Origin of the sequence: Winogradskyella poriferorum (assembly GCF_036553625.1) — a bacterium.
GTDB classification, from domain to species: Bacteria; Bacteroidota; Bacteroidia; order Flavobacteriales; family Flavobacteriaceae; genus Winogradskyella; species Winogradskyella poriferorum.
Genome location: NZ_JAZHOU010000004.1, coordinates 199819 through 222185, shown reverse-complemented (window position 1 = coordinate 222185; position 22367 = coordinate 199819). Strand labels below are relative to the sequence as shown.

General features: G+C 34.0%; 17 protein-coding genes and 1 riboswitch. Of the genes, 7 read left to right on the top strand and 10 right to left on the bottom strand.

Going from position 1 to position 22367, the window contains the following annotated elements:
* From V1468_RS12905 to V1468_RS12885, 5 genes are all read right to left on the bottom strand, one after another.
* Complete coding sequence (locus tag V1468_RS12905; protein WP_331810641.1) at positions 1-1011, bottom strand: homocysteine S-methyltransferase family protein; 1011 nt, start codon at positions 1009-1011, stop codon at positions 1-3.
* Positions 1011-2192 carry a trans-sulfuration enzyme family protein gene (locus V1468_RS12900; RefSeq protein WP_331810640.1) on the bottom strand — a complete coding sequence of 394 codons (1182 nt, stop codon included), beginning with the start codon at positions 2190-2192 and terminating at the stop codon, positions 1011-1013. Before V1468_RS12900 ends, V1468_RS12905 begins: the two co-directional genes overlap by 1 nt.
* Positions 2185-3267, bottom strand: coding sequence for a homoserine dehydrogenase family protein (locus V1468_RS12895; protein ID WP_331810639.1), 1083 nt, complete (start codon positions 3265-3267; stop codon positions 2185-2187). The genes V1468_RS12900 and V1468_RS12895 overlap by 8 nt, the downstream gene beginning before the upstream one ends.
* The gene (locus V1468_RS12890; protein ID WP_331810638.1) at positions 3230-4246 is read right to left on the bottom strand and encodes an alpha/beta fold hydrolase; all 1017 of its coding nucleotides are present in this window, start codon (positions 4244-4246) and stop codon (positions 3230-3232) included. The genes V1468_RS12895 and V1468_RS12890 overlap by 38 nt, the downstream gene beginning before the upstream one ends.
* Before the next feature lie 97 nt (positions 4247-4343).
* Positions 4344-5636, bottom strand: coding sequence for an O-acetylhomoserine aminocarboxypropyltransferase/cysteine synthase family protein (locus V1468_RS12885; RefSeq protein WP_331810637.1), 1293 nt, complete (start codon positions 5634-5636; stop codon positions 4344-4346).
* Positions 5637-5919: 283 nt separating this feature from the next.
* Positions 5920-6044, bottom strand: a riboswitch (SAM riboswitch).
* A 373-nt stretch (positions 6045-6417) separates the two neighbouring features.
* Between V1468_RS12885 and metK the strand changes: the two genes are divergently transcribed.
* Together metK and V1468_RS12875 are read left to right on the top strand one after the other, a co-directional pair.
* Positions 6418-7671 carry a methionine adenosyltransferase gene (gene metK, locus V1468_RS12880; protein WP_331810636.1) on the top strand — a complete coding sequence of 418 codons (1254 nt, stop codon included), beginning with the start codon at positions 6418-6420 and terminating at the stop codon, positions 7669-7671.
* 148 nt (positions 7672-7819) lie between these two features.
* Positions 7820-9640, top strand: coding sequence for a carboxypeptidase-like regulatory domain-containing protein (locus V1468_RS12875; RefSeq protein ID WP_331810635.1), 1821 nt, complete (start codon positions 7820-7822; stop codon positions 9638-9640).
* A gap of 57 nt (positions 9641-9697) precedes the next feature.
* Here the strand turns inward: V1468_RS12875 and V1468_RS12870 are convergent, their stop codons facing one another.
* The 4 genes from V1468_RS12870 to V1468_RS12855 all read right to left on the bottom strand — a co-directional run bounded on the left by V1468_RS12870 (position 9698) and on the right by V1468_RS12855 (position 14743).
* On the bottom strand, positions 9698-12481 hold the full coding sequence (locus tag V1468_RS12870; protein ID WP_331810634.1) for a carboxypeptidase regulatory-like domain-containing protein: 2784 nt from the start codon (positions 12479-12481) through the stop codon (positions 9698-9700).
* A gap of 21 nt (positions 12482-12502) precedes the next feature.
* Entirely contained in the window at positions 12503-13399 is an 897-nt protein-coding gene (locus tag V1468_RS12865) for a GLPGLI family protein (protein WP_331810633.1), read from the bottom strand.
* 112 nt (positions 13400-13511) lie between these two features.
* Positions 13512-14360: a GLPGLI family protein gene (locus V1468_RS12860; protein WP_331810632.1), complete on the bottom strand. Its 849-nt coding sequence runs from the start codon at positions 14358-14360 to the stop codon at positions 13512-13514.
* Positions 14361-14374: 14 nt separating this feature from the next.
* Complete coding sequence (locus V1468_RS12855; RefSeq protein ID WP_331810631.1) at positions 14375-14743, bottom strand: hypothetical protein; 369 nt, start codon at positions 14741-14743, stop codon at positions 14375-14377.
* A gap of 126 nt (positions 14744-14869) precedes the next feature.
* Between V1468_RS12855 and V1468_RS12850 the strand changes: the two genes are divergently transcribed.
* The 4 genes from V1468_RS12850 (at position 14870) to V1468_RS12835 (ending at position 18646) form a co-directional block, all read left to right on the top strand.
* Positions 14870-16432 carry a sensor histidine kinase gene (locus tag V1468_RS12850; protein ID WP_331810630.1) on the top strand — a complete coding sequence of 521 codons (1563 nt, stop codon included), beginning with the start codon at positions 14870-14872 and terminating at the stop codon, positions 16430-16432.
* On the top strand, positions 16425-17108 hold the full coding sequence (locus V1468_RS12845) for a response regulator transcription factor (RefSeq protein ID WP_331810629.1): 684 nt from the start codon (positions 16425-16427) through the stop codon (positions 17106-17108). The genes V1468_RS12850 and V1468_RS12845 overlap by 8 nt, the downstream gene beginning before the upstream one ends.
* Before the next feature lie 137 nt (positions 17109-17245).
* On the top strand, positions 17246-18028 hold the full coding sequence (locus tag V1468_RS12840; RefSeq protein ID WP_331810628.1) for a hypothetical protein: 783 nt from the start codon (positions 17246-17248) through the stop codon (positions 18026-18028).
* A 3-nt stretch (positions 18029-18031) separates the two neighbouring features.
* Positions 18032-18646, top strand: a complete 615-nt coding sequence (locus V1468_RS12835; protein WP_278005291.1) for a deoxynucleoside kinase — start codon at positions 18032-18034, stop codon at positions 18644-18646.
* On the opposite strand, the gene V1468_RS12830 is transcribed toward V1468_RS12835, so the two are convergent.
* Positions 18643-19647, bottom strand: a complete 1005-nt coding sequence (locus V1468_RS12830; RefSeq protein WP_331810627.1) for an App1 family protein — start codon at positions 19645-19647, stop codon at positions 18643-18645. The two genes, V1468_RS12835 and V1468_RS12830, sit on opposite strands and share 4 nt — an antisense overlap.
* 179 nt (positions 19648-19826) lie before the next feature.
* Here V1468_RS12830 and V1468_RS12825 point away from each other — a divergent pair, with 179 nt between their 5' ends.
* Positions 19827-22358, top strand: a complete 2532-nt coding sequence (locus V1468_RS12825; RefSeq protein WP_331810626.1) for a S9 family peptidase — start codon at positions 19827-19829, stop codon at positions 22356-22358.
* Positions 22359-22367 lie beyond the last annotated feature (9 nt).

The following is a 22367-nucleotide window of genomic DNA, read 5'->3' as shown; positions in this document are numbered from 1 at the left end:
TTAAGAGATTCCTGCCTGCGCAGGAATGACACGTGGTTTGTAATTAGCTGCAACTTCAGCAATTGCTTTTATGTGTTCTGGTGTTGTACCGCAACAACCACCAATGATGTTTATTAAATCATCTTTTAGGTAATTTTCTATAAGCTGTTGCATTTGTTTCGCAGTTTGGTCGTACTCGCCAAAAGCATTTGGTAATCCTGCGTTTGGATGTGCTGATGTGTAAAAATCGGTTTCGTGAGATAAGCGTTTTAAATACGGTTGTAATTGGTCTGCACCAAGTGCGCAATTAAAACCAACACTTAACAACGGTATATGTGATATTGAAATTAAAAATGCCTCAACGGTTTGCCCAGATAATGTTCTACCAGAAGCATCGGTAATGGTTCCTGATACCATAACAGGAATGTCAATATTACGTTCTTCCTTAACTTCTTGAATAGCGAATAAGGCTGCTTTGGCATTTAATGTATCGAAAATAGTTTCGACTAACAAAATATCGCTTCCGCCATCAATTAAAGCTTCGACTTGTTGTTTGTAGGCAATACGTAATTCGTCAAAGGTTACCGCGCGATATTCTGGTCTGTTTACATCTGGACTTAAGCTCGCGGTACGATTTGTTGGACCGATACTTCCAGTTACAAAACGTGGTTTTTTAGGATTGGCTTTTGTGAATTCTTCAGCAACTTGTTTAGCTATTTTAGCCGATTCAAAATTTAATTCGTAGACCAAATCTTCCATATGATAATCTGCCATACCAATGGTTGTGCCAGAAAAGGTATTGGTTTCTACTATATCTGCGCCAGCTTCAAAATACTTTCTATGTACTTCGGCAATAGCTTCTGGTTGTGTTAGCGATAATAAATCGTTATTTCCTTTTAATGGATGTTTAAAATCTTTGAATCTTGAACCACGAAAATCGTCTTCAGTAAAATTATAGCGCTGTAACATCGTTCCCATTGCGCCATCTAAAACTAAAATTCGGTGTTGTAATATTTTGAAAATGTCTGACATTAGTTTAGAGCTTGATTTAGGTCATTAATAATATCTTCAGGATGTTCTAAGCCAACAGAAACTCGGATAAGTCCACCTGTGATTCCGGTTTTAAGTCGGTCTTCTTCCGATAGCTTAGCGTGGGTTGTAGAAGCAGGATGCGTAACAATACTTCTGGTATCGCCAAGGTTTGCTGACAATGATAAAAGCTGTATTGCGTTGAGAAAATTTCGTCCTGCATCAATGCCGCCTTTTATTTCAAAAGCAACGACATTGCCACCAAGTTTCATTTGGTTTTGAGCCAATTGATACTGAGGATGAGATTTTAGAAATGGATATTTTACGAAATTCACTTTGTCGTGACCTTCTAAAAATTCAGCAATTCTCAAGGCATTATCACAATGTTTTTCTACTCTAACAGGTAGTGTTTCTAAACTTTTTGATAATATCCAAGCGTTGAAAGGCGAAAGCGCAGGACCTGTATTTCTTGAAAATAAATAGATTTTTTGAATAAATTCTGAACTTCCAACCGTTACACCACCAAGCACTCGACCTTGTCCATCCATCAATTTTGTTGCTGAATGAATTACTAAATGCGCGCCAAATTTAATTGGCTGTTGCAAATATGGTGTTGCAAAACAGTTATCGACTATAAAAATGAGGTTATGTTTTTTGGCTAAATCGCCTAATAATTTCAGGCCTAAAATATCAACTGCAGGATTCGTAGGACTTTCGGCATAAAGAATCTTGGTGTTAGGTTGAATTAAACTTTCAATACGGTCTATTTCATTAATTCTAAAATAGCTTGTTGAAATATTCCACTTAGGAAGAATATTGTTGAATAAGGTTTGAGTAGAACCAAAAATACTTTGACAAGACACAATATGGTCTTCTGAATCTAACAAAGCTGCAAAAGTTGAAAACACAGCAGACATTCCTGTTGCGAAAGCGTAACCGTTTTCTGCTCCTTCCATTCGGCATACTTTATCAACAAATTCTGAGTTGTTCGGATTTGTGTACCTGCTGTAAATGTTGCGCTGTTTTTCATCTGCAAATGAAGCGCGCATATCTTCAGCATCTTCAAAAATGTAACTCGATGTTAAATACAATGGATTAGAATGTTCTAAAAATTGTGAACGCTCTATTTGTGTACGGATTGCTTCTGTTTCTATGTGATTTTTGGTTCTTGTTTTATTATGCATTTTTCTTAATTAAAGTATTAGAAAGGCGTAAGATATCGCCAAAAACACCACGAGCAGTTACTTGAGATCCTGCGCCTGCACCTTGTATAACCAAAGGTTGCGAGTTGTAGGACTCTGTGTAAATTTCAAAAATGGAATCCGATCCTTTTAACTGTCCTAAAGGGGAAGCTTTTGGTTCTGATATTAATTTTACCTCTAAAACATTATTTAGAACATCTAATTGACCAACATAACGCAACACAGACGCTTCTTTCTGTTGAGATTTATTGGCTTCAAAAATGCTATTTAACTCGTGTGAACGCTGTTTAAACTCTTGTAATGTTGTAGCTCCGTTAAGTTGTTTTGGTACTAGAGATTCAATTTTTACATCATTCAATTCTGCATCAGAACCGAGTTCTCTGGCTAAAATCAGTAATTTTCGGGCAACATCTTTTCCTGACAAATCTTCTCTAGGATCTGGCTCTGTTAAACCTTGACTTACCGCATCATTTAATACTTGGTCAAATGGCAAAGATTCTTCTGAAAACTGATTGAAAATGTAGCTTAACGAGCCTGAGAATACACCTTTTATTTTTTCAACTTTCTCACCAGACTGATGTAAGTTTTTTATGGTTTCAATAATTGGTAATCCTGCACCAACATTGGTTTCGTAAAGGAAAGTTTTATTGTTTTCATCTAACAATTTCCTTAATTTTTTATAATAATTAAAACTCAATGTGTTAGCTACTTTATTTGCAGAAATGATATGAAAACCATTTTCTATCAACGTCTCGTAATGCGCAATAAAACTCTGGCTAGCTGTAACGTCTATAGCTATAGCATTTTCTACATTTATTGCTTTAAAATGACGAATAATATCTTCTACATTGTAAGGTTCAGAAAAATTTTCAAAATCTACTTCCCATTGCCCATTAATATCATTTGAAAAAAATGCTAAAGTCGAGTTTGTAATAACTGGTATTTGTATATCTAATCCTTGTTCGGTTAGCAGTTTTGACTTGATGTTCTGAATTTGATTTATTAACGTAGAACCTACATTACCAATTCCGAATATGGCAAGATGTATCGTTGTCATGCTTTTTTAATTTTAAATTAAAAACTGGTTTTAATAGCTTAATAAGTTGCTGATACTCTATTAAAAAAGCATCGTGACCATCATTAGATTTTAGTTCGCCTATAGTAACGTTTTCTTTTGCGGATTTTAGCTCTACAAACGTGTTCCAGTTTTCGTCTGATTTAAATAGTAAATCTGAATTAATTGTTATAATATGAATATGAGAAGCAATGTGTTTTGCTACTTCGGTAAACGTGCCTCTGCCTTGTGTAATATCGATAGTTTTTAAAATTTGATTCATCATTTTGTAAGCAGACAACTCAAATCTTCCTTCTAATTTTTCGCCATGATGCTCTAACCAAGTTTCGATTTTAAAAGCATCTTTTCGTTGTTTTTCTCTTTTAAATTTTGAAGCAAAAGATTCTGGCGTTCTGTAAAACGTCATAGCATGCAATCTGGCATCAAACAAAGGTTGAGAGGAATGATTTAAAATTTCATCTTGAATGAAGCAATTACCAATTACCCAGTCTGTAGATTTCCAGTCTGTAGCTATTGGTATTACATATTCTGCCAAGTTTGGTCGTAACGCTGCCAACTCCCAAGTAATACCGCCTCCAACTGACGCACCAACGATAGCATATATTGTACTAATATTTAAACGATTTAGTCCTTCGGAAAAAATACGAGCTACATCTCTTGCAGTAAACTCTTTATAATATTCTAGAAAGGATTCTTCTAATCCACCAAAGCCATTACCTGGCACATTAAACGCTAAAACCGTATAAATATCTGTGTTTATAATTTTGTCTTTACCAACAATATCGTTCCACCAGCCTTTTTTTCCTGTTATTTGAGAATTTCCGGTTAAGGCATGATTTACCAATACTACTGGGTTGTTTCCTAATGGCTTTCCCAATACCTGATACGACAATCTAAGGCTAATGTTTCTGCCACTGCACAACTCAAAATGATCTATTTCAATAAACTTAAGCACACTCATAATTGTATTTTTTATTTCTTATCTGAAAATTTTTAAATTAAGCTGAGCGAAAGCCTCGTCGCCCAGCTTAATTAAACAACACTAATACAAAAAGAGATTAAGCTAACTGAGACTTTTTTATTAATTGAAATGCTTCTTTTAAATCAGCTTTTAGATCTTCAACATTCTCAATACCAACAGACAATCTTATAAGGTCTTTTGTTACTCCAGTGCTTTCCTGCGCCTCATCACTTAATTGCTGATGCGTTGTACTTGCAGGATGGATGATTAAAGATTTTGTATCGCCAATATTGGCTAATAGCGAAAATAATTTTGTTTTATCTGCCACAATTTTTGCAGCATCATAGCCACCATCAACTCCAAAAGTTACAATACCACTTTGTCCTTTTGGTAAGTATTTTTTTGCCAGAACTTTGTATTTACTGGTTTCTAAACCAGGATAATTTACCCATGAAACTTCTGGTTGTTCTTGTAACCATTTGGCAAGTTCCAGTGCGTTTTCGCTATGTTTTTTTATTCGTAATTCTAAGGTCTCTAAACCTTGAATGATTTGAAATGCATTAAAAGGACTTAATGCTCCACCATAATCTCTCAACCCCTCAATTCTCACTTTTGCAATAAATGCTGCTGCCTCTAAAGCTTCGCTATACACCAAACCATGATAACCAGCTGAAGGCTCTGTAAACTCTGGAAATTTTCCGTTTGTCCAATCAAAAGTACCTGCATCTATAATTACACCTCCAAGTGCCGTACCATTGCCATTAATGTACTTTGTCAACGAGTGAATAACAATATTGGCACCATATTCAATTGGGTTTAATAAATAAGGCGTAGCAACTGTATTATCTACAATTAATGGCACCTTAAATGCTTTGGCTTCATTAGAAATTGCTTCAATATCTAAAACATCTAACTTCGGATTTCCTAGAGATTCTATAAAGAATGTTCTGGTGTTTTCTTGAGCAGCATTTTTAAAGTTTTCTGGATTTGATGGATCTACAAAAGTTGTGGTGATACCATGTCTTGGTAGAGTTACGCTCAACAGATTATACGTTCCGCCATACAAACTGTTTGATGCCACAATATGATCTCCTGCTTTAAGTAATGTCAGCAATGATGTTGCTATAGCAGAAGTACCAGATGCTGTTACCACAGCCGCAATACCATCTTCTAAAGCCGCTAAGCGCTGCTCAAGAACATCGTTGGTTGGGTTGTTAATTCTGGAATAAATGTTCCCTGGCTCTGCTAAGGAAAATAAATTAGCAGCATGATCTGAGTCGTTAAAGACATAAGCTGTAGATTGATAAATAGGAACTGCTCTGGTTCCGCCATTGTTTGTTACATCGTGTCCTGCGTGCAACGCTTGTGTTGCAAATTTTTGTGTACTCATTTTTCTAAGTTTTTGAGTTAATAATGAGTGCTATTTGCAGAACGAGATTAATGGAGTAAGAAGTTTCTTTTTCACTAATACTTCAAAATAAAAATTGACCATAACTAAGGCTATGCTAAATTTTTATTTCTCGTCTAATCAAAAAATCTATCTGCTTCCTATCATCAATCCCTTTCAACAAATAGCACGATTAAACCAAAAGCCAAATAAGCCTTTTCGTAAGGCGTACTTAATAGAAAAATGTTATAAAGAAAATGCCAATTACAAATGGGTAATTGGTCTTGAGTTATCTATCCGAACTGGCAAGAAATGATTTGCGCGTTCAAGTAGAATTTAGCACCTTCTTAGTAAGTCTAAGGGTTGCTAAGGCTTCATCGGGTCTATTCCCTCCACCTTTCTTGATAACATTTCAGTAAGTGTTTTGAACTTTGTGAGTACAAATATTGCGATACAAAAGTTTAATTTCAAAATTATTTTTGATGTTTTTTAAATATTTAACAAAACTTACAACCTAAAAAATATTTCAAACCACTATGTTTATTGGTGTTGAACTAAGCATTATGCAAACTAAAATAAAAACACTTTTGCTATTTTAAGATTTCATTATAATTTGAAGGTGTTCTATCTTAAATTTAATCTCTATTTTTGCCAAGATTTACAAAGAGGAAAAATTTGTCTGATTGCAACCTCGTTAAAAAATGCTAAAGCAGTTAGTTTTAGACTTCTCTAGCGACCAAGCAATCTCACAATTTTAAAACAACAAATTAAAAGTATAGGATTTATGCCGTATTTATTTACTTCTGAAAGTGTTTCAGAAGGACATCCAGATAAAGTTGCTGACCAAATTAGTGATGCATTAATTGATAATTTTTTAGCTTTTGACCCAGAGTCTAAGGTAGCATGTGAAACCTTAGTAACTACAGGACAAGTTGTCCTAGCTGGTGAAGTAAAGTCTAATACCTATCTCGATGTACAGCAAATAGCAAGAGACACCATTAACAAGATTGGTTACACAAAAGGGGAATATATGTTTGACGGTAATTCGTGTGGAGTAATTTCTGCAATACACGAACAATCCGAAGACATTAACAGAGGTGTAGATAGAGCAAGCAAAGAAGAGCAAGGTGCAGGAGACCAAGGCATGATGTTTGGTTACGCTACCAATGAAACTAATAACTACATGCCTTTAGCATTAGACATTTCTCATCTAATACTTAAAGAATTAGCTGCATTACGTCGAGAAAACAAAGATATTACATACTTAAGACCAGATTCTAAAAGTCAGGTAACTATAGAATATAGTGACGATAACACACCTCAGCGCATCGATGCTATTGTGGTTTCTACGCAACATGATGATTTTGATACCGATGAGGCTATGTTAGCAAAAATCAGAAAAGATATTGTTGAGATTTTAATCCCTCGTGTTGTAGCTAAAGTGCCAGATCATATTAAACCATTATTTACTGATGATATTAAATATCATATTAATCCAACAGGAAAGTTTGTAATAGGTGGACCACACGGAGATACAGGTTTAACAGGTAGAAAAATCATCGTAGACACCTACGGAGGAAAAGGTGCACATGGTGGTGGAGCATTTTCTGGAAAAGACCCAAGCAAAGTAGATCGTAGTGCTGCCTACGCAACAAGACATATTGCAAAAAACTTAGTTGCTGCAGGTGTTTGTGAAGAGGTATTAGTCCAAGTCTCCTATGCTATTGGTGTTGTAGAACCGATGGGAATTTTTATTGATACCTACGGCACTTGTCCATTCAATCTTACAGATGGAGAAATTGCTAAAAAAGTTTCTGAAATATTTGACATGAGACCAGCAGCTATTGAAGAGCGTTTAAAACTACGTCAACCAATGTATAGTGAAACAGCCGCTTATGGTCATATGGGAAGACATAATGAGATAGTTACCAAAACCTTTCAGCAACCAAATGGAGAACCAAAAACTCTAGAAGTAGAATTATTTACTTGGGAAAAGCTCGATTATGTAGATAAGGTTAAATCTGCGTTTGGCCTGTAAGGAACAATCATTATAAAATTTAAAAAACTCTGATTATTAATTTAGTCAGAGTTTTTTATTTATAAGAAAAAGTAGGAGTTTGAGGGTTATAATTGTTTTATATACACAACGTCTCACCGAGACTTACTTTTAACTAAATCAACTCATTATGAAAAGAATTAAAAACTTCCCAAATCTTATTTTAATACTTTTATTGTCATTAACTGTAGTTACATCTTGCCTTAGTGATGACGAAAGCATAGGTGGTGGTGACCCACAAGAAAATATTCCAGACACCTTTTCTGAATATTTTGGAAATGAAATTTCTCGCGACTTTCTAGGAACAGTAATTGACAAAAACCATAATCCCATTGAAGGCGTAACCATTACTATCGGTAGCGAAACCGCAACAACAGACAGCAATGGTGTTTTTATGATTAACGGAGCTACGGTTAAGCAACGTTTTGGTTATATAAAAGCTGAAAAAGATGGATACATTCATGCTTCACGTAGTGTTGTACCATCTATCGGAACTAACAAAGTCACCATTATGATGCTAGAAGCTACAGTTGTAGGCTCTGTAACAAGCGGCACTTCCGGTACTGTTACAGCAACCAATGGTAGCTCTGTAAGTTTTGATGGAAATTTCATCAAAGAAGACGGCTCAACTTATGATGGTTCTGTAGATGTTATTTTACATCATTTAGATCCTGCCGATGACGATATGCCAATGCAAATGCCAGGAATGCTATATGCTGAAAATGAAAATGGTGCAGAACGTATGTTGCAAACCTTAGGTATGCTTGCTGTAGAACTTAGAGGTTCTGGTGGAGAAGATTTAAATTTAGCAGAAGGTTCAACTTCTGAAATTAAAGTTCCTGTTGATGCTAGTTTAATAAGCATTGCACCTGCCACAATTCCGCTTTGGTATTTTGATGAAGCCAACGGTTATTGGAAAGAAGAAGGACAAGCAACTTTGCAAGGTAATATGTATGTTGGGACAGTATCTCACTTTAGCTTTTGGAATTGCGATATCCCAACGGAAGCTATTACGCTTTGTGTTACAGCTACAAATGAAGATAATGTTCCTTTAGCAAATATGTATGTATCTATTACAAGTGCTACTTTTGGCACTACGTATGGCCACACCAATGAGAATGGTGAAGTTTGTGGTTATGTACCAAGTAATGAAAGCTTAGAGTTAAACGTATATAGCTACGATTTATGTGGAGATAATCCATTACACACAGAAACCGTAGGTCCTTTTACAGTAGATTCTAACATTACAGTTATAGTACCAGATAATCCTGATATTATCGAAGAAACTGTAGTAGGAACCTTCAATACCTGTGATGGAAATGCTGTAACAGATGGTTATGTAAAATTAAGCTATGGGTACCAAACCTTTATTGATACTGTAACTAATGGTGAATTTGAAATTAATCTTTTAAGATGTAGTGATAATAACACATTTACTATAGAAGCCAGTGACTACGTTAACTTACAGGTTACAGATAGTATAAGTTATACTTTTGCAACACCTATAACCAATATAGGAACCATAAGTGCTTGTAATGCCATCACAGAATTTATTGAATACACTATCGATGATGGTGAGAGTACTTTTATTTTTGAAAATATTTCTGCTAACTTTTACACAGATAGCCCTAATTACCCTGATCCAACACTAGATATATTTGCGTCAAGTAATGATCAAGGAAATTGTTATTATATGTATGGCGCACTTAATGACCCTGACTATCTAGGTACTTATGATAATTACATTTTTGATCCTGGAACCAATGATACAGGATTCTTTATTGGAGAATGTATAAATGTTGCACAAGAAAGCAATAATATTATATACAATCTCACTGCCTTAGGAGAAGTCGGTGAATACATTGACATTAATTTTAGTGGCTCTTATGAAGATTGGAACGGTAACGCACATAACATAAATGGAGTGGTACATGTATTGAGAGATAATTAAGATAGATTTATAAAGAAAAAAAGGGCTTTTCATGTTATTTGAGAAGCCCTTTTTGTTTTATAAAGTATACGTCAACCTAAACGTAATAAATCGAGGTTGTATAAAGGTTTCAGAACTAAATACTGAAATAGTACCTGCACCATTACTAATATTAGAATCGATATCTAAGATATTAGAAGCTCTTAATGAGTATTCCCATTTAGCATCTCTGTCTTTTCTGTAACGTAAAGATGCATCCCAAGTTTTAAAAACTTGTGTTTGTCCATCGCTTTCTTGCTCGTTATAAGTAAACTCTGTTACAAACGATAATGCATCCCAAATGTAAGCATCAAACTCTACAGAAGGCGCTCTGGTTATAAACTTAGTTGTATTATCACCTTGCTCGTTATCTCTAACAGTATATCTGTAACGCAATCTAACATTTGGTGCCTCTCTAAAGTTGGTTCTTAGCTCAGGAGAATAGGATTGAGTAAAACTTTCATTTAACGATTGCGCTCCCTGTACAAACTGATTTAATTTACTATAATTAAAGTTTGCCCCTAATCGTGCTCTAAACTTACCAAACGTGCGCTCTACTCTACCAAAAACTGAAGCACTCTCATCTGCAAACTGCGAGTTAAAGAATGTGCTTGTTCTTATTACACTTTCAAAATTGGTTAATCCACGTATTTGATCTTCATTTTTACTATAGTTTGCGCCAGCAAATACATTGGTGTAGTTAAATAAATTAAAGCTACTGTAGAATAGTCTGAAATTGTGCGATAATGCATTCTGTAATTCAGGGTTACCAAATTGTATGCTGTTATAATTATTAAGCACTAAACCTTCAGCTATGTTGGTGATGTCTGTGAAGGTATTGGTCATGTTGTAATTAAACTGCAATGACTCACTCTTTTTAAATTGAACTCGTGCTTCAAAATCAGGTAATACATTTAAGAAATTGTCTTTAAACGTGTCGCCATTTTGAGTATTCTGATTACTATACGCATGAAAAGATACTCCAGGTGTAAACGTAAATTTACCTGTTTTAAATCTATAGTGTACACCTAAATACACATCGCTAAAACGATACTCCACATCATCATTAGAAGCAGATAATGGATTACCTTCTAAATCTGTTATTGTTGGCGTTGGATCTAATCGAGTATCACTATCTAAAAATTGAAAGATATTAGAATTAAACTTTTGATTGCTAAATATAGTTCCTAAAGTAAAGTTGATATTACTTTTTGAATTTAAGATATTGAAGTAATCTACCTTAGCATCTAACTGATTACTTTTTACTCTTCTATCTTGATTTAAATCATAAAATAATTGATCTAAGTCTAGCCCTAAACCTGAAGCTGTATCATCAAAAGCATCATTATCTTCATCGTCATTATTGTTTGGGTCATTTTGCAGCAAGGCATTGTAAAAAGGATCTTCATCCTTAATTAAATGCTGCGCTTCAAAAGCAAAGATGTTGTTTTCGTTTAAAGTGTAGTAATAATTCAAATTTTGATTGATGCTAAAAGGCTTTACCTGATCTACTTGATTAGTATTTCCTACTACAGATGAAAATAAATTCTGACGCTCTTCATCATCAGATATACGTGCCAATACATCATAATCTAATTGATTATTAACGTTTGGCTTGTAAGATGCGCTCAATTTAGTAATAAACTGATTGGTTGCTTCTCTACCTGTAGACAAGGTTTCTTCATCTGGCGGAATCGTTGTTGATTCATCAATTGCCGTATTAGGATCATCTTCTACTTCTATGTAATCTATAAAACTTTCTTCTCTGGTTCTTAAGCGGCTGCTGTTAAAAATTAAAAAACCACTTAAATCTAAAGCCTTATTAGGCGAGTAACTAAAGTTAGCCGATGCTAATTTTGTTACTACTTCTTGTGCATTTGCAATACTGGTAAGACCTCCAAGTCCGTTATCACCAAGATTGATACTTGTGCCACTGGTTCTGCTGGGCAGTCTAAAACCACCTCCAAAACCACGAAGATCTCTATTGGTTAGTGCTACCTCACCAATATTATTCATATCACCAATGAGGTTAATGCTATACTTTGGACTATAATAAAACAACTTGGGTTGCACTAAATAAAGCTCATCGTTTGGCGAAGGTGCAGTACCAGCACCTACTGTGACGTCTCCAAACCAAAAATTTTCTTTTCCTTCTTTCAGCTTAATATTTATAGCAACATTATCTTGATTGTTTTGCACACCACTTAACTGACCAACTTCTGCATAATTTCTTAACACCTGAACTTTATCTACAGCATTTGAAGGTATATTTTTAGTCGCCAATTTGGTATCTCCATCAAAGAAATCTTTTCCGTTTACCATAAGCTTACTTACGGTTTTACCTTCTACCTCAATTTGTCCGTCGTCGTTAATCTCTACTCCAGGTAATTTTTCTAAAACATCTTCTAGCTTACGCTCACTTCCGTTTTTAAAAGAGTCTGCATTATACACAATAGTATCTCCTTTTACAGTAACTGGCATTTCGTAAGTTAGCTCAACTGCATCAAGAGAATTATCTGGCATTAAAGTAAAGTCCTTTGTGATATCCGCTTCAGCTGTTGAAATAACCTCTTCATGCGACTTTAAACCAATGTAACTTACTTGTAACTTGTATTTGCCGTTTTTCCCTAAAGACAAAACATATTTACCTTGATCGTTTGTTACAGCATAAGACTCTAAACCATTAGTTTCTTGATTAATTGCAATAACATTAGCCAACTCTAGTGGAGCACCTATGCTATCCTTTACAATTCCTTGCATTTTAATTTGAGCAAAGGAATTTCCTGCTGCTACTAAACAAAGTAGCATTAGTATTTTCTTCATAAATTGGTTGTTAGTATAATATTAATTTCTTCTGCCTCTTCCTCCACGATTACCTCTACGTCCATACATCTCGCGCATCTCTTGCATTTTTTTTGTGATGATGTCGTTATACTCGGCTTTAGTTACTTCTTCTCCTTTTTTAGGTTTTTCAATGTCTTCCTTTTCATCAGGATTCATAACTATTTTAGTACAAAGAATAGTAGTTCTGTCTGCATTAATTTCTAAGATTAAACCTGGCAAACCCCAATAATCATCTGGCCCTTGATTAATTGGTACTTGAGGTGTATACCATGCCACAACCTCTATGGTTTTTGGAACCTCAATTTCACTCATTGGGTCATCATCCTTTTTTATTGAATCGTTTTTCTTCTCAGCCTCTTTTTTGTCTTTATCATCATTATCTCTTCTTCGTCTCATACTTCTCCAATCAAATCCATCAACTGTTTTTGTAGCAGTTGCTTTAAAACATGTATACTGACCTATTTGCTTAGTTTCAGTGCCCATTTTCCATTCTAGAGACTTTAGCTCATCTTTAATTAAAAATTGCTTTCCGAAGAATTCCTGATCTTGTAGTAATTCTTTAGACTTTACATTTTTATATTTTGGCCCTCCAGTAAAACCACCAGAAAAACCTCCCCAACCTCGTCCAGAACCTGGAGCTTCTAGTTTTTCGTCTTCTTTGTATATGGATTCCTCTTTATTAAAGGTTAGTATATACTCTTTTTCAAGAAAGCTTTTCATGCGTTCTTCAATTCTCTTTTTTTGTTCAGGAGTCATTTCTCGTCCTCCCCATTCATCTAAATCCATTGTTGTTTTAGACATGTAATAAGCCTTGCCCTGAAAGTCTTTTTGGGCAAATGAAACAGCACAAAAACATAATAAAACTAAGGCAGTAAAGTTTTGAAGTAATTTTTTCATTGTATAAGTTTAATCTTGATTAACAAATGTAAATTTATTGTTCTAAGCGTTTACTTAGACTTTTTTAGATGCTATTTGTTAAATTTAATTGCGTTAAACTTATGTTAATGATTTAGCCTCCGATTCGTATCTCTATAGTCTCACCGTTATCTCTTCCTTTTCTAGGTGCATAGCGTTCCATCATTTCTTTGGCCTTTTTCTCCATAATTTTCTCGTACTCATCACGGTTCACCTTCTTACCTTTAGTCGGCTCTTCTATTTCTACTTTATCCTGCGGATTTAAAACAATTTTACTACAAATCACAGTTAAGTCACCATCATGCACTTCTAATATTAAACCTGGTAGTCCTTGATATTTATCTGGCCCATTAGTTACAGCAATTTGAGGAGTGTACCAAGCAGTAACTGTACGCTCTTCCATTTCTGGCTCAGTATCATCGTCTTTATCGTCTTCAACGTTAGAGAACACCTTCGCTTTTTCTACCATTTTGGTATATGTGGCTTTGTAGCACTGATATTCACCAATGTATTTAGTGTCTGATTCTAATTTCCACTCAATTAGATCTAATTCATCTTGAATAAGGAAAATTTTACCAAAGCTATCTCTAACTTCAGAATACCTGCTTTCCTTGGTGTTTTTATAAAGTACATCATCTCCACCTCCATTACCAACGACCATCACTTGAAAATCTCCACCACCTACTTGAGGTTTATCTAACTCTTCTTCTTGTTTGTAGGTTGAAACTTCTTTATTAAATGTAAGATTGTATGTTTTTTGAAACTGTTTTTTCATCATAGCAAGCATACGCTCTTGCATTTGAGAATCCATCTGAGTACTATCTAACTTAATGTCTACTTTTCGTTGGGTTTTGTAAGTTGCTATACCCTGAAATTCTTGAGCATTAACGGTAGTAAAAACTACCGTTAACGTCATAACTAAAACTCTAATAATTGTGTTCATTTTTTGATTGATTTTTAATTTTCGTAATACTTTATAGCTGATTTTCTTAGCTTTGTAACTAAAGATAAAAATTCTTCTGGCTCATCAGAGTTACCTTCAATTTTGTATGTCATAGTAGATTTTTTTCCGTTTGACATTTTAGTTCCATTACAAACTAGGCTAAATGAAATTTCTTCATTAGAATCGACGTCATTTAAGATTTCTTTTATATCTGCAACCTTAAAAGTATCTTCAATATCTTTAGCTGAGTCTACAGTAACAACCACTTCTAAGTTAGTGATTTTAGTTTCTGATAAATTACTAATTGTCCCTTTTAATGGATTCTGACTGAATGCAAGTGTAACTGCTGTAAGCGCTAAACAAGTGAATAATTTTTTAAACATAACTGTTGTTTTTAATTGATTAATACATCGCAAATATCAATATCAATTTTCAGCATTTGCGTTAACTAGTGTTAACGTGTGTTAACCGATTGATACTAACTAGTTTTTTACGTTTACTTTTGAAGTATGAACGACAAAAGATATAAATGGATTTTGTATACCATTGTTACTGTAATTACAGTTACGATTGGAATACAACTATTTTGGAATTACAAAAACTATCAATCTAATAAACAGCAGCTTATTAACGATGTTCAGGTAAGTTTAGACAAAGCTGTTGACGACTATTATGCTGCTTTAGCCGAACGCACTACAATTGGAATTTTCTTAGAAGGAGATGAACAGAAAGATCCATTAAAAGAAGGTGGTCATATCCAAAAACTCTTAAAACAAATCGATGAAGATTCTTTTGGCTTTAAAAACATAGATAGTATTGATGTTAATTCAATTGAAGGTATTACAGTAATGAGAGGTTTTAGTGCCGACTCTATGTCTGAGGTTATTGACAGACAACTTAAACCCATAGAATTCAAAGAGTTTAATCTTAAAATTGATAGTCTAAAAAAAGTAAAAGGAGCAAATCAAGCTTTTCAATTTAAAAGTAAATTTGATAGTATTAAAAACCCTGAAGTATTAACTGATGCCTACCAAATTGAAATGCTAACTTCAAAAATTGTAGTATCCATAAACAACGATAGTTTAGACCTGGTTGAACTAGATAGTTTGGTTGGTATAGAATTATTGAGAAAGAAGCTTTTCTTAGATTATGATTTACATTTCGATAATGGAAAGAAAAACACCGCAAATTCTATTCAGCATCTATCAAAAAGATTAAAAACAACTTCAAAATCTACCTTCTTACCAAAAGGAAGCACATTAGATATTAGCTTTACCAATGAAACCGCGTTAGTTTTAAAACGAAGTCTTGGTGGTATTCTTATTTCAACATTACTAATAGCAGCCGTTATAAGCAGCCTTTTCTATCTTCTAAAAATCATAAAACATCAAAAACAACTCGCCGAAGTAAAAAACGACCTCATTAGTAATATTACACACGAGTTTAAAACACCTATTGCTACCATAGGAGTAGCGCTAGAAAGTATTAGTAATTTTAATGCTATAGAAGACAAAGAAAAAACAAAGAACTACATAAGTATGTCGTCACAACAGTTAGAAAAACTAAATCTTATGGTTGAAAAACTATTAGAAACAGCAACCTTAGACAGCAATAACCTAGAACTTAATACTGAAACCATTGACGTTGTAACACTTCTAAATGACCTATCTAGACGTTATAAAATTCAATATCCTGAAAAAGAATTTAACACAAGTCTTAAAGTTGAACTTCTAGAAACTAAAGTCGATAGTTTTCATTTTGAAAACGCCTTAAATAACATCTTAGATAATGCCGTTAAATATGGAGGCGATATTATTTCTATCGATTTAATTCCGAACGAAAAAAACTTTGAAATTCTAATTTCGGACAACGGAAACACACTATCTAAAGCCAATAAAGAACGTATTTTTGAAAAATTCTACCGCGTCCCAAAAGGCAACACACACGACATTAAGGGATTTGGTATTGGCTTATATTACACCAAATCTATTATTGAAAAACATGGAGGAAATATAGATGTAAACCTTAGTAAAAACCTTACCACTTTTAAAATTACATTACCCAATGGCTGAAAAAATAAAACTACTTCTGGCTGAGGATGAGGCGGCTCTAGGACAAATTATAAAAGAAAGCTTAGAAACCAGAGATTTTGAAGTGACACTTTGTGATAATGGTGAAAAAGCATTTGAAAAATACCAATCCGAGCAACCAGAACTATTGGTACTTGATGTTATGATGCCAAAAAAAGATGGTTTTACCTTAGCCAAAGATATTAGAGCCATTGACGATGCTATTCCTATAATATTTTTAACCGCAAAATCTCAAACAGCAGATGTGGTAGAAGGATTTTCTATTGGTGGTAACGACTATTTGAAGAAACCATTTAGCATGGAAGAACTCATCGTAAGAATTCATAATCTACTAAACCGCACAAAAGTTCAGAAAACCTCAGAAAGTTTAGTTATTGGTGCATATACTTTTGATTTCCCTAAGCAACAACTTGCTTTTAAAAACGAGGAACCAACACAACTTACACACAGAGAAGCGCATCTATTATTTCACCTAATAAAAAATAAAAATCAAGTTTTAGATCGTTCTTTAATTCTTAATAAACTTTGGGGAACGGACGATTTTTTCTCTGCCAGAAGCATGGATGTTTTTATAACCAAACTCCGTAAAAAACTTCAAAAAGATGACAGTATCCAGATTATAAATGTCAGAGGATTTGGTTATAAACTCACAGATTAAAATCTTATCTCTTTTTAGTTTTTCTGAATTGATTTCAGCTTCTAAATTGCCTTTCAAGATTAATTTGCCAAAAAGATTCTGAAACATATTCAGAATGACATAATCATTGGTTCAATTTTTGTAATTTCAACATCAATATGCAAAGGTTAATTTTTATTTTTTTATTTATTGGTATAGCGGCACATTCGCAAAACCAAGCAAAAGCTGTTTTAATAGATTCTACAGCTTTAAAAGCTAAAACCATTTTTGGAGTAGACACTTTTGGCACGTTATATTATGCCACAGACAACAACACTTTTAATAAAAAAGCTAAGGACACTACAATAACGTATGCCAACTTTCAGCTTGGAGAAATCACAACGGCCAACACCTTTAACCCTCTAAAAATTAATCTTTTTTACAAAGATTTTAATACTGTTGTAATACTAGACAATCGTTTGGCAGAGGTCTATAAAGTAGACTTTAACACGCTTCAGAATTATAAAAATGTAAGTTTTGTATCTACAGGATATGATAATACGCTTTGGATTTTTAATCAGGATTTACAACAATTAGAATTGTACGACTATAAAACCAATAAAATAAAGCAGAAAACAGTACCTGTGCAGTCTGAAGTTTTAGATTTAAAAAGCGACTACAACAACTGCTACATGCTTACAGAAAAGTATCTTTATATCTATAATTATTTTGGAAGTTTAATTTCAAAGCATCCTAATATTGGTTATGAAAGTCTAGCATTCAGTAAGGCTCACCTGGTTTTAAAAAAGGATAACAATCTCTTTTTATTATCTAAAAACAGTGATGAAATACTACCTGTAAAACATCCAAATTTGTTAATAAATCAGTTTTTGGTAACCAATGAAACCTTGTATATTTACCACGACGAAATTCTGCGTCAATACCAACTTAAACAAGAATAGATTATGCATGTTGCTGTTGCAGGAAATATAGGTGCAGGTAAAACCACACTCACAAAATTATTAGCTAAACATTATAAATGGGAGGCGCAATTAGAGGACGTTGTAGACAATCCTTATTTAGATGATTTTTACAACCAGATGGAGCGCTGGAGCTTTAACTTGCAAGTTTATTTCTTAAATAGCAGATTTAGACAAGTAAATCAAATTCATGATAGTGGCAAAGACATCATTCAAGATAGAACCATATATGAAGATGCTCATATTTTTGCTCCTAACTTGCATGCTATGGGCTTAATGACCAATCGCGATTTTGAGAACTACTCATCATTGTTTGAATTGATGGAATCTTTTGTAAAAGGTCCGGATTTACTAATATATCTAAGAAGTTCGATTCCTAATCTGGTAGCTCAAATTCATAAACGTGGTCGTGATTATGAGAACACCATTAGTATTGATTATTTAAGCCGTCTTAACGAACGTTATGAAGCATGGATTACAAAATACAACAAAGGCAACTTATTAATTATAGATGTTGATAATTTAGACTTTGTCGCTAACCCTGAAGATTTAGGTGGTATCATCAATAAAATTGATGCAGAAATCAATGGATTATTTTAAGAGATAAATCCGTGTTCTTTTGCATGTTTAATAGCCTGATCACTGCTTTCTACCAATAATACCTCTGTCGTTTTATAGTTTTCTATAAGCCCTTTTACGCGGAGCATTCGCTTTTTGTGCTTAACGCTACGTAGATATATGGCTAAAATTCTATCTGGAAAGTCTTCTGCTATTTCCATATAGATATCTGGATCGTGCTCACCACTGTCTCCAATTAATATAAATGGTAAGTCAGGATAAGTTTTTAGCAGATTAAGAATCTCTTTTTGTTTTTGAGGCTTTTCATCTTGCTTTTTACGTTTTAGCAAATTACTCATAGACCTCAATAAAATTGGGCCTTTTGGAAAGTTATTTTGCTTTAAAAATAATTCAAGATAGCGATAGAGATTCCAAGGACTATGGCTTACATAAAATATGGGATTGGCATTTTTACTAGACGCACCTCTGTGTAATTTATGATAGAAATCCGCAGCACCTTCTAGTGGAATTCTGTTTTTAGCATGCTTAAACACAGAGTTATAAATCACTTTCCATTTTAAAGTACTTACCACTCCTGTATGTAAAATAGTGTCATCTATATCGCTGGCAACTCCAAATTGAGCTTTTGTAGATGGTATTAGTATTTCGCCAGGAAACCTATTATCATTTTGAATGGTTCTCTTGATGTTGACATCGTCATAAGACAATTCAAAAGGCAACCAACCTTCATCATTCGCCAGCTTAGCTAATTCATCTAAATTGGCTTCAACTTTATAATAACCATCTCTATCTGTTTGGCCTTTTAATATCTTTCCGTTAGGCAACTTTATGTTAATGCCTACATTCTTAATTTCATCCGTTTCAAACCGTTTCCATGTGTTAATAATAAGATGCCAAATATTTTGACTTTCGAGATCAATAGACTCATCTTCTAAAGCTCTGCCACGCGCATAAAAATGCGTATCTGTGCCATAACCCTGAAATGCAATTATTTGAAGTGGATCTTTTTTAAACCAGCTCAAGATTCTTATTTATTAAAGGTCTCAAGATACTAAAAGTAAAATAACGTAAACATTAAAACCTTATATTCTATTACACAATTGTTAAATATTTCTTTAAATCAGCTCCTAACACGTTAAATAACGAGCATAAGGCAGTAGTTTTAGTATTTTAGTGACATTCTAATTAAACTAACCATTAAATGAAAAAAATAGCACTAGCCCTAACATTTGGGTTATTATTCAATTTTTGTATTGCCCAGGACGCAAACAACTTAACTCCTAAACCAAATTACAGGGCAGCAGCAAAATACTCGCCAACCAATCTAGGCAAATTAGTCCACTCTACTTCAGTAAGACCTCATTGGCTAAAAAATGGTAATCGTTTTTGGTATCAATACAAAACCACAAGTGGTTCAAAATACTATATCGTCGATGCTGATAAGCGAAGTAAAAAAGAACTTTTTGACAATGAAAAAATGGCTCAATGGTTAACAGAAATAACCAAAGACCCTTATGATGCTCAACACTTGCCTCGTTTTGACTTTAAGTTTGTAAAAAACGAAACAGCTATCCAATTTTACGTGACTTCCACCGAAAAAGTTGAAGAAGAAAATGACAATTCTGATGAGGAAGCTGAAAAGCAAACAGATTCCACAGAAACCAAGAAAAAGAAAAAAGGGAAACCTAAAATGGTAAATAAAGTTTATCATTTTGAATACACATTAGGCAGTAATTCCTTAACACTACTAGACAACAAGAAAAAGGAAAAAGAAGATTGGAGAAAATGGGCAAATATTGCTCCAGACAGCTCGGTTGTTTTATTTTCTAAAAACTATAATCTTTATTGGATGGACAAGGAAAATTTCCTAAAAGCTGTTGAAAACGAAAAAGACACAACAATCGTAGAAAACCAATGGACAACTGATGGTGAACTATACTATTCCTTTGGTGGATCTAGTGGTCGCGGAGAAACCAATGAGTCTATGAAAAAAAACAAAGACAAGCGCCAGCGCATCTTTGGTATATGGTCTCACGATTCTAAAAAGTTTGTATTTCAAAGAAGAGACTCCAGACACATCAAGGATCTTTGGGTTATAAATACCACAGCTAGCAAACGACCAACACTAGAAACATACAAGTATCATATGCCAGGTGAAGATGAGTTTTACAAAACCCAACTTTATGTTTTTGATATACCTTCTAAAAGTAATATACTAGTACAATTAGATACCGTAAAACAGCAAAGTGTACAAGTATATAGAGAACCTATAAAAAAATCTAGCTATGATGATGATTTCACACCTTCTCTCTTATTATCTAAAAAAGGTAAAATATACTACAATACGATAAGCAGAGATCGAAAAAAATTAGACATCTGTGTTGCTGATATCAATACAGGAGAAACTAAAGTTCTCATTGAAGAACGATTTAACACCTATATAGAATCTCGTCCTCTTGTCTTATTAAATAATGAAACTGAAATGTTGCATTGGGCAGAACGCTCTGGTTGGGCACATTATTATTTGTATGACACACAAGGAAACCTAAAAAACCAAGTTACCAAAGGTTCTTATCACGTAGAAAGAGCTATAGGTGTTGATGAAAAATCAAGAACGCTTTACTTTACAGCGCATGGCATTCCTAAAGATCAAGACCCTTACTACGAGCATTTATATAAGATTAATTTAAACGGAAGCGGTTTAAAAGCTCTAAATCCAGGGGATTTCAATACAAATACAAGTATGAGTGACTCTAATGGCTTTTTCGTTAGTAACTACTCTAGAGTAAATACGATTCCTAAATCTGAATTACGAAATAGCAACGGCAACGTAGTCATGGAGTTAGAAGAAGCTGATTTATCGCAACTAATGGCTACTGGTTACAAATTCCCTGAGCCTTTTAAGATGAAAGCTGATGATGGTATTACAGACATCTATGGTGTAATTTACAGACCATTTGACATGGATTCTACTAAAAAATATCCATTATTAGAATATGTATATCCTGGACCTCAAACTGAAGCTGTAAACAAGTCTTTCTCTGTTCGTATGGATAGATTAGATAGAATGGCTCAAGTTGGATTTATAGTAGTAACCATGGGTAATCGTGGTGGACATCCTGACCGTTCAAAATGGTATCATAATTATGGTTACGGCAATCTAAGAGATTACGGTTTAGCAGACAAAAGACACGTTGCCGAACAGTTAGCAGACAAATACGAATATATAGATATTAATAAAGTTGGTATTTATGGTCATTCTGGTGGTGGATTTATGTCAACAGCTGCTATTTTGGTTTATCCAGACTTTTTTAAAGCAGCAGTATCTTCCGCAGGAAATCACGATAACAACATCTATAATAGTTGGTGGAGCGAAACACATCATGGTGTACAAGAAGAAATTGATGAAAACGGTAATGTAAAATACAAGTATATGATTGACAATAACCAATCATTAGCTAGTAACCTTAAAGGTCATTTAATGCTTATTACAGGTGATGTAGACAACAACGTACATCCTGGAGGCACTATAAGAATGGCTAATGCATTGATAAAAGCCAACAAACGTTTTGATTTTATGCTAATGCCAGGTCAAAGACACGGCTTTGGTAACATGACGGAATACTCTTTTTGGTTAAGAGCAGATCACTTTAGCAAACACTTTTTAGGTGTAGAAGCTACAAGTATTGATATTACTGAAATGAACAGAGATAAGCCCAAAACAAAGTCTTAACTAAAAAGA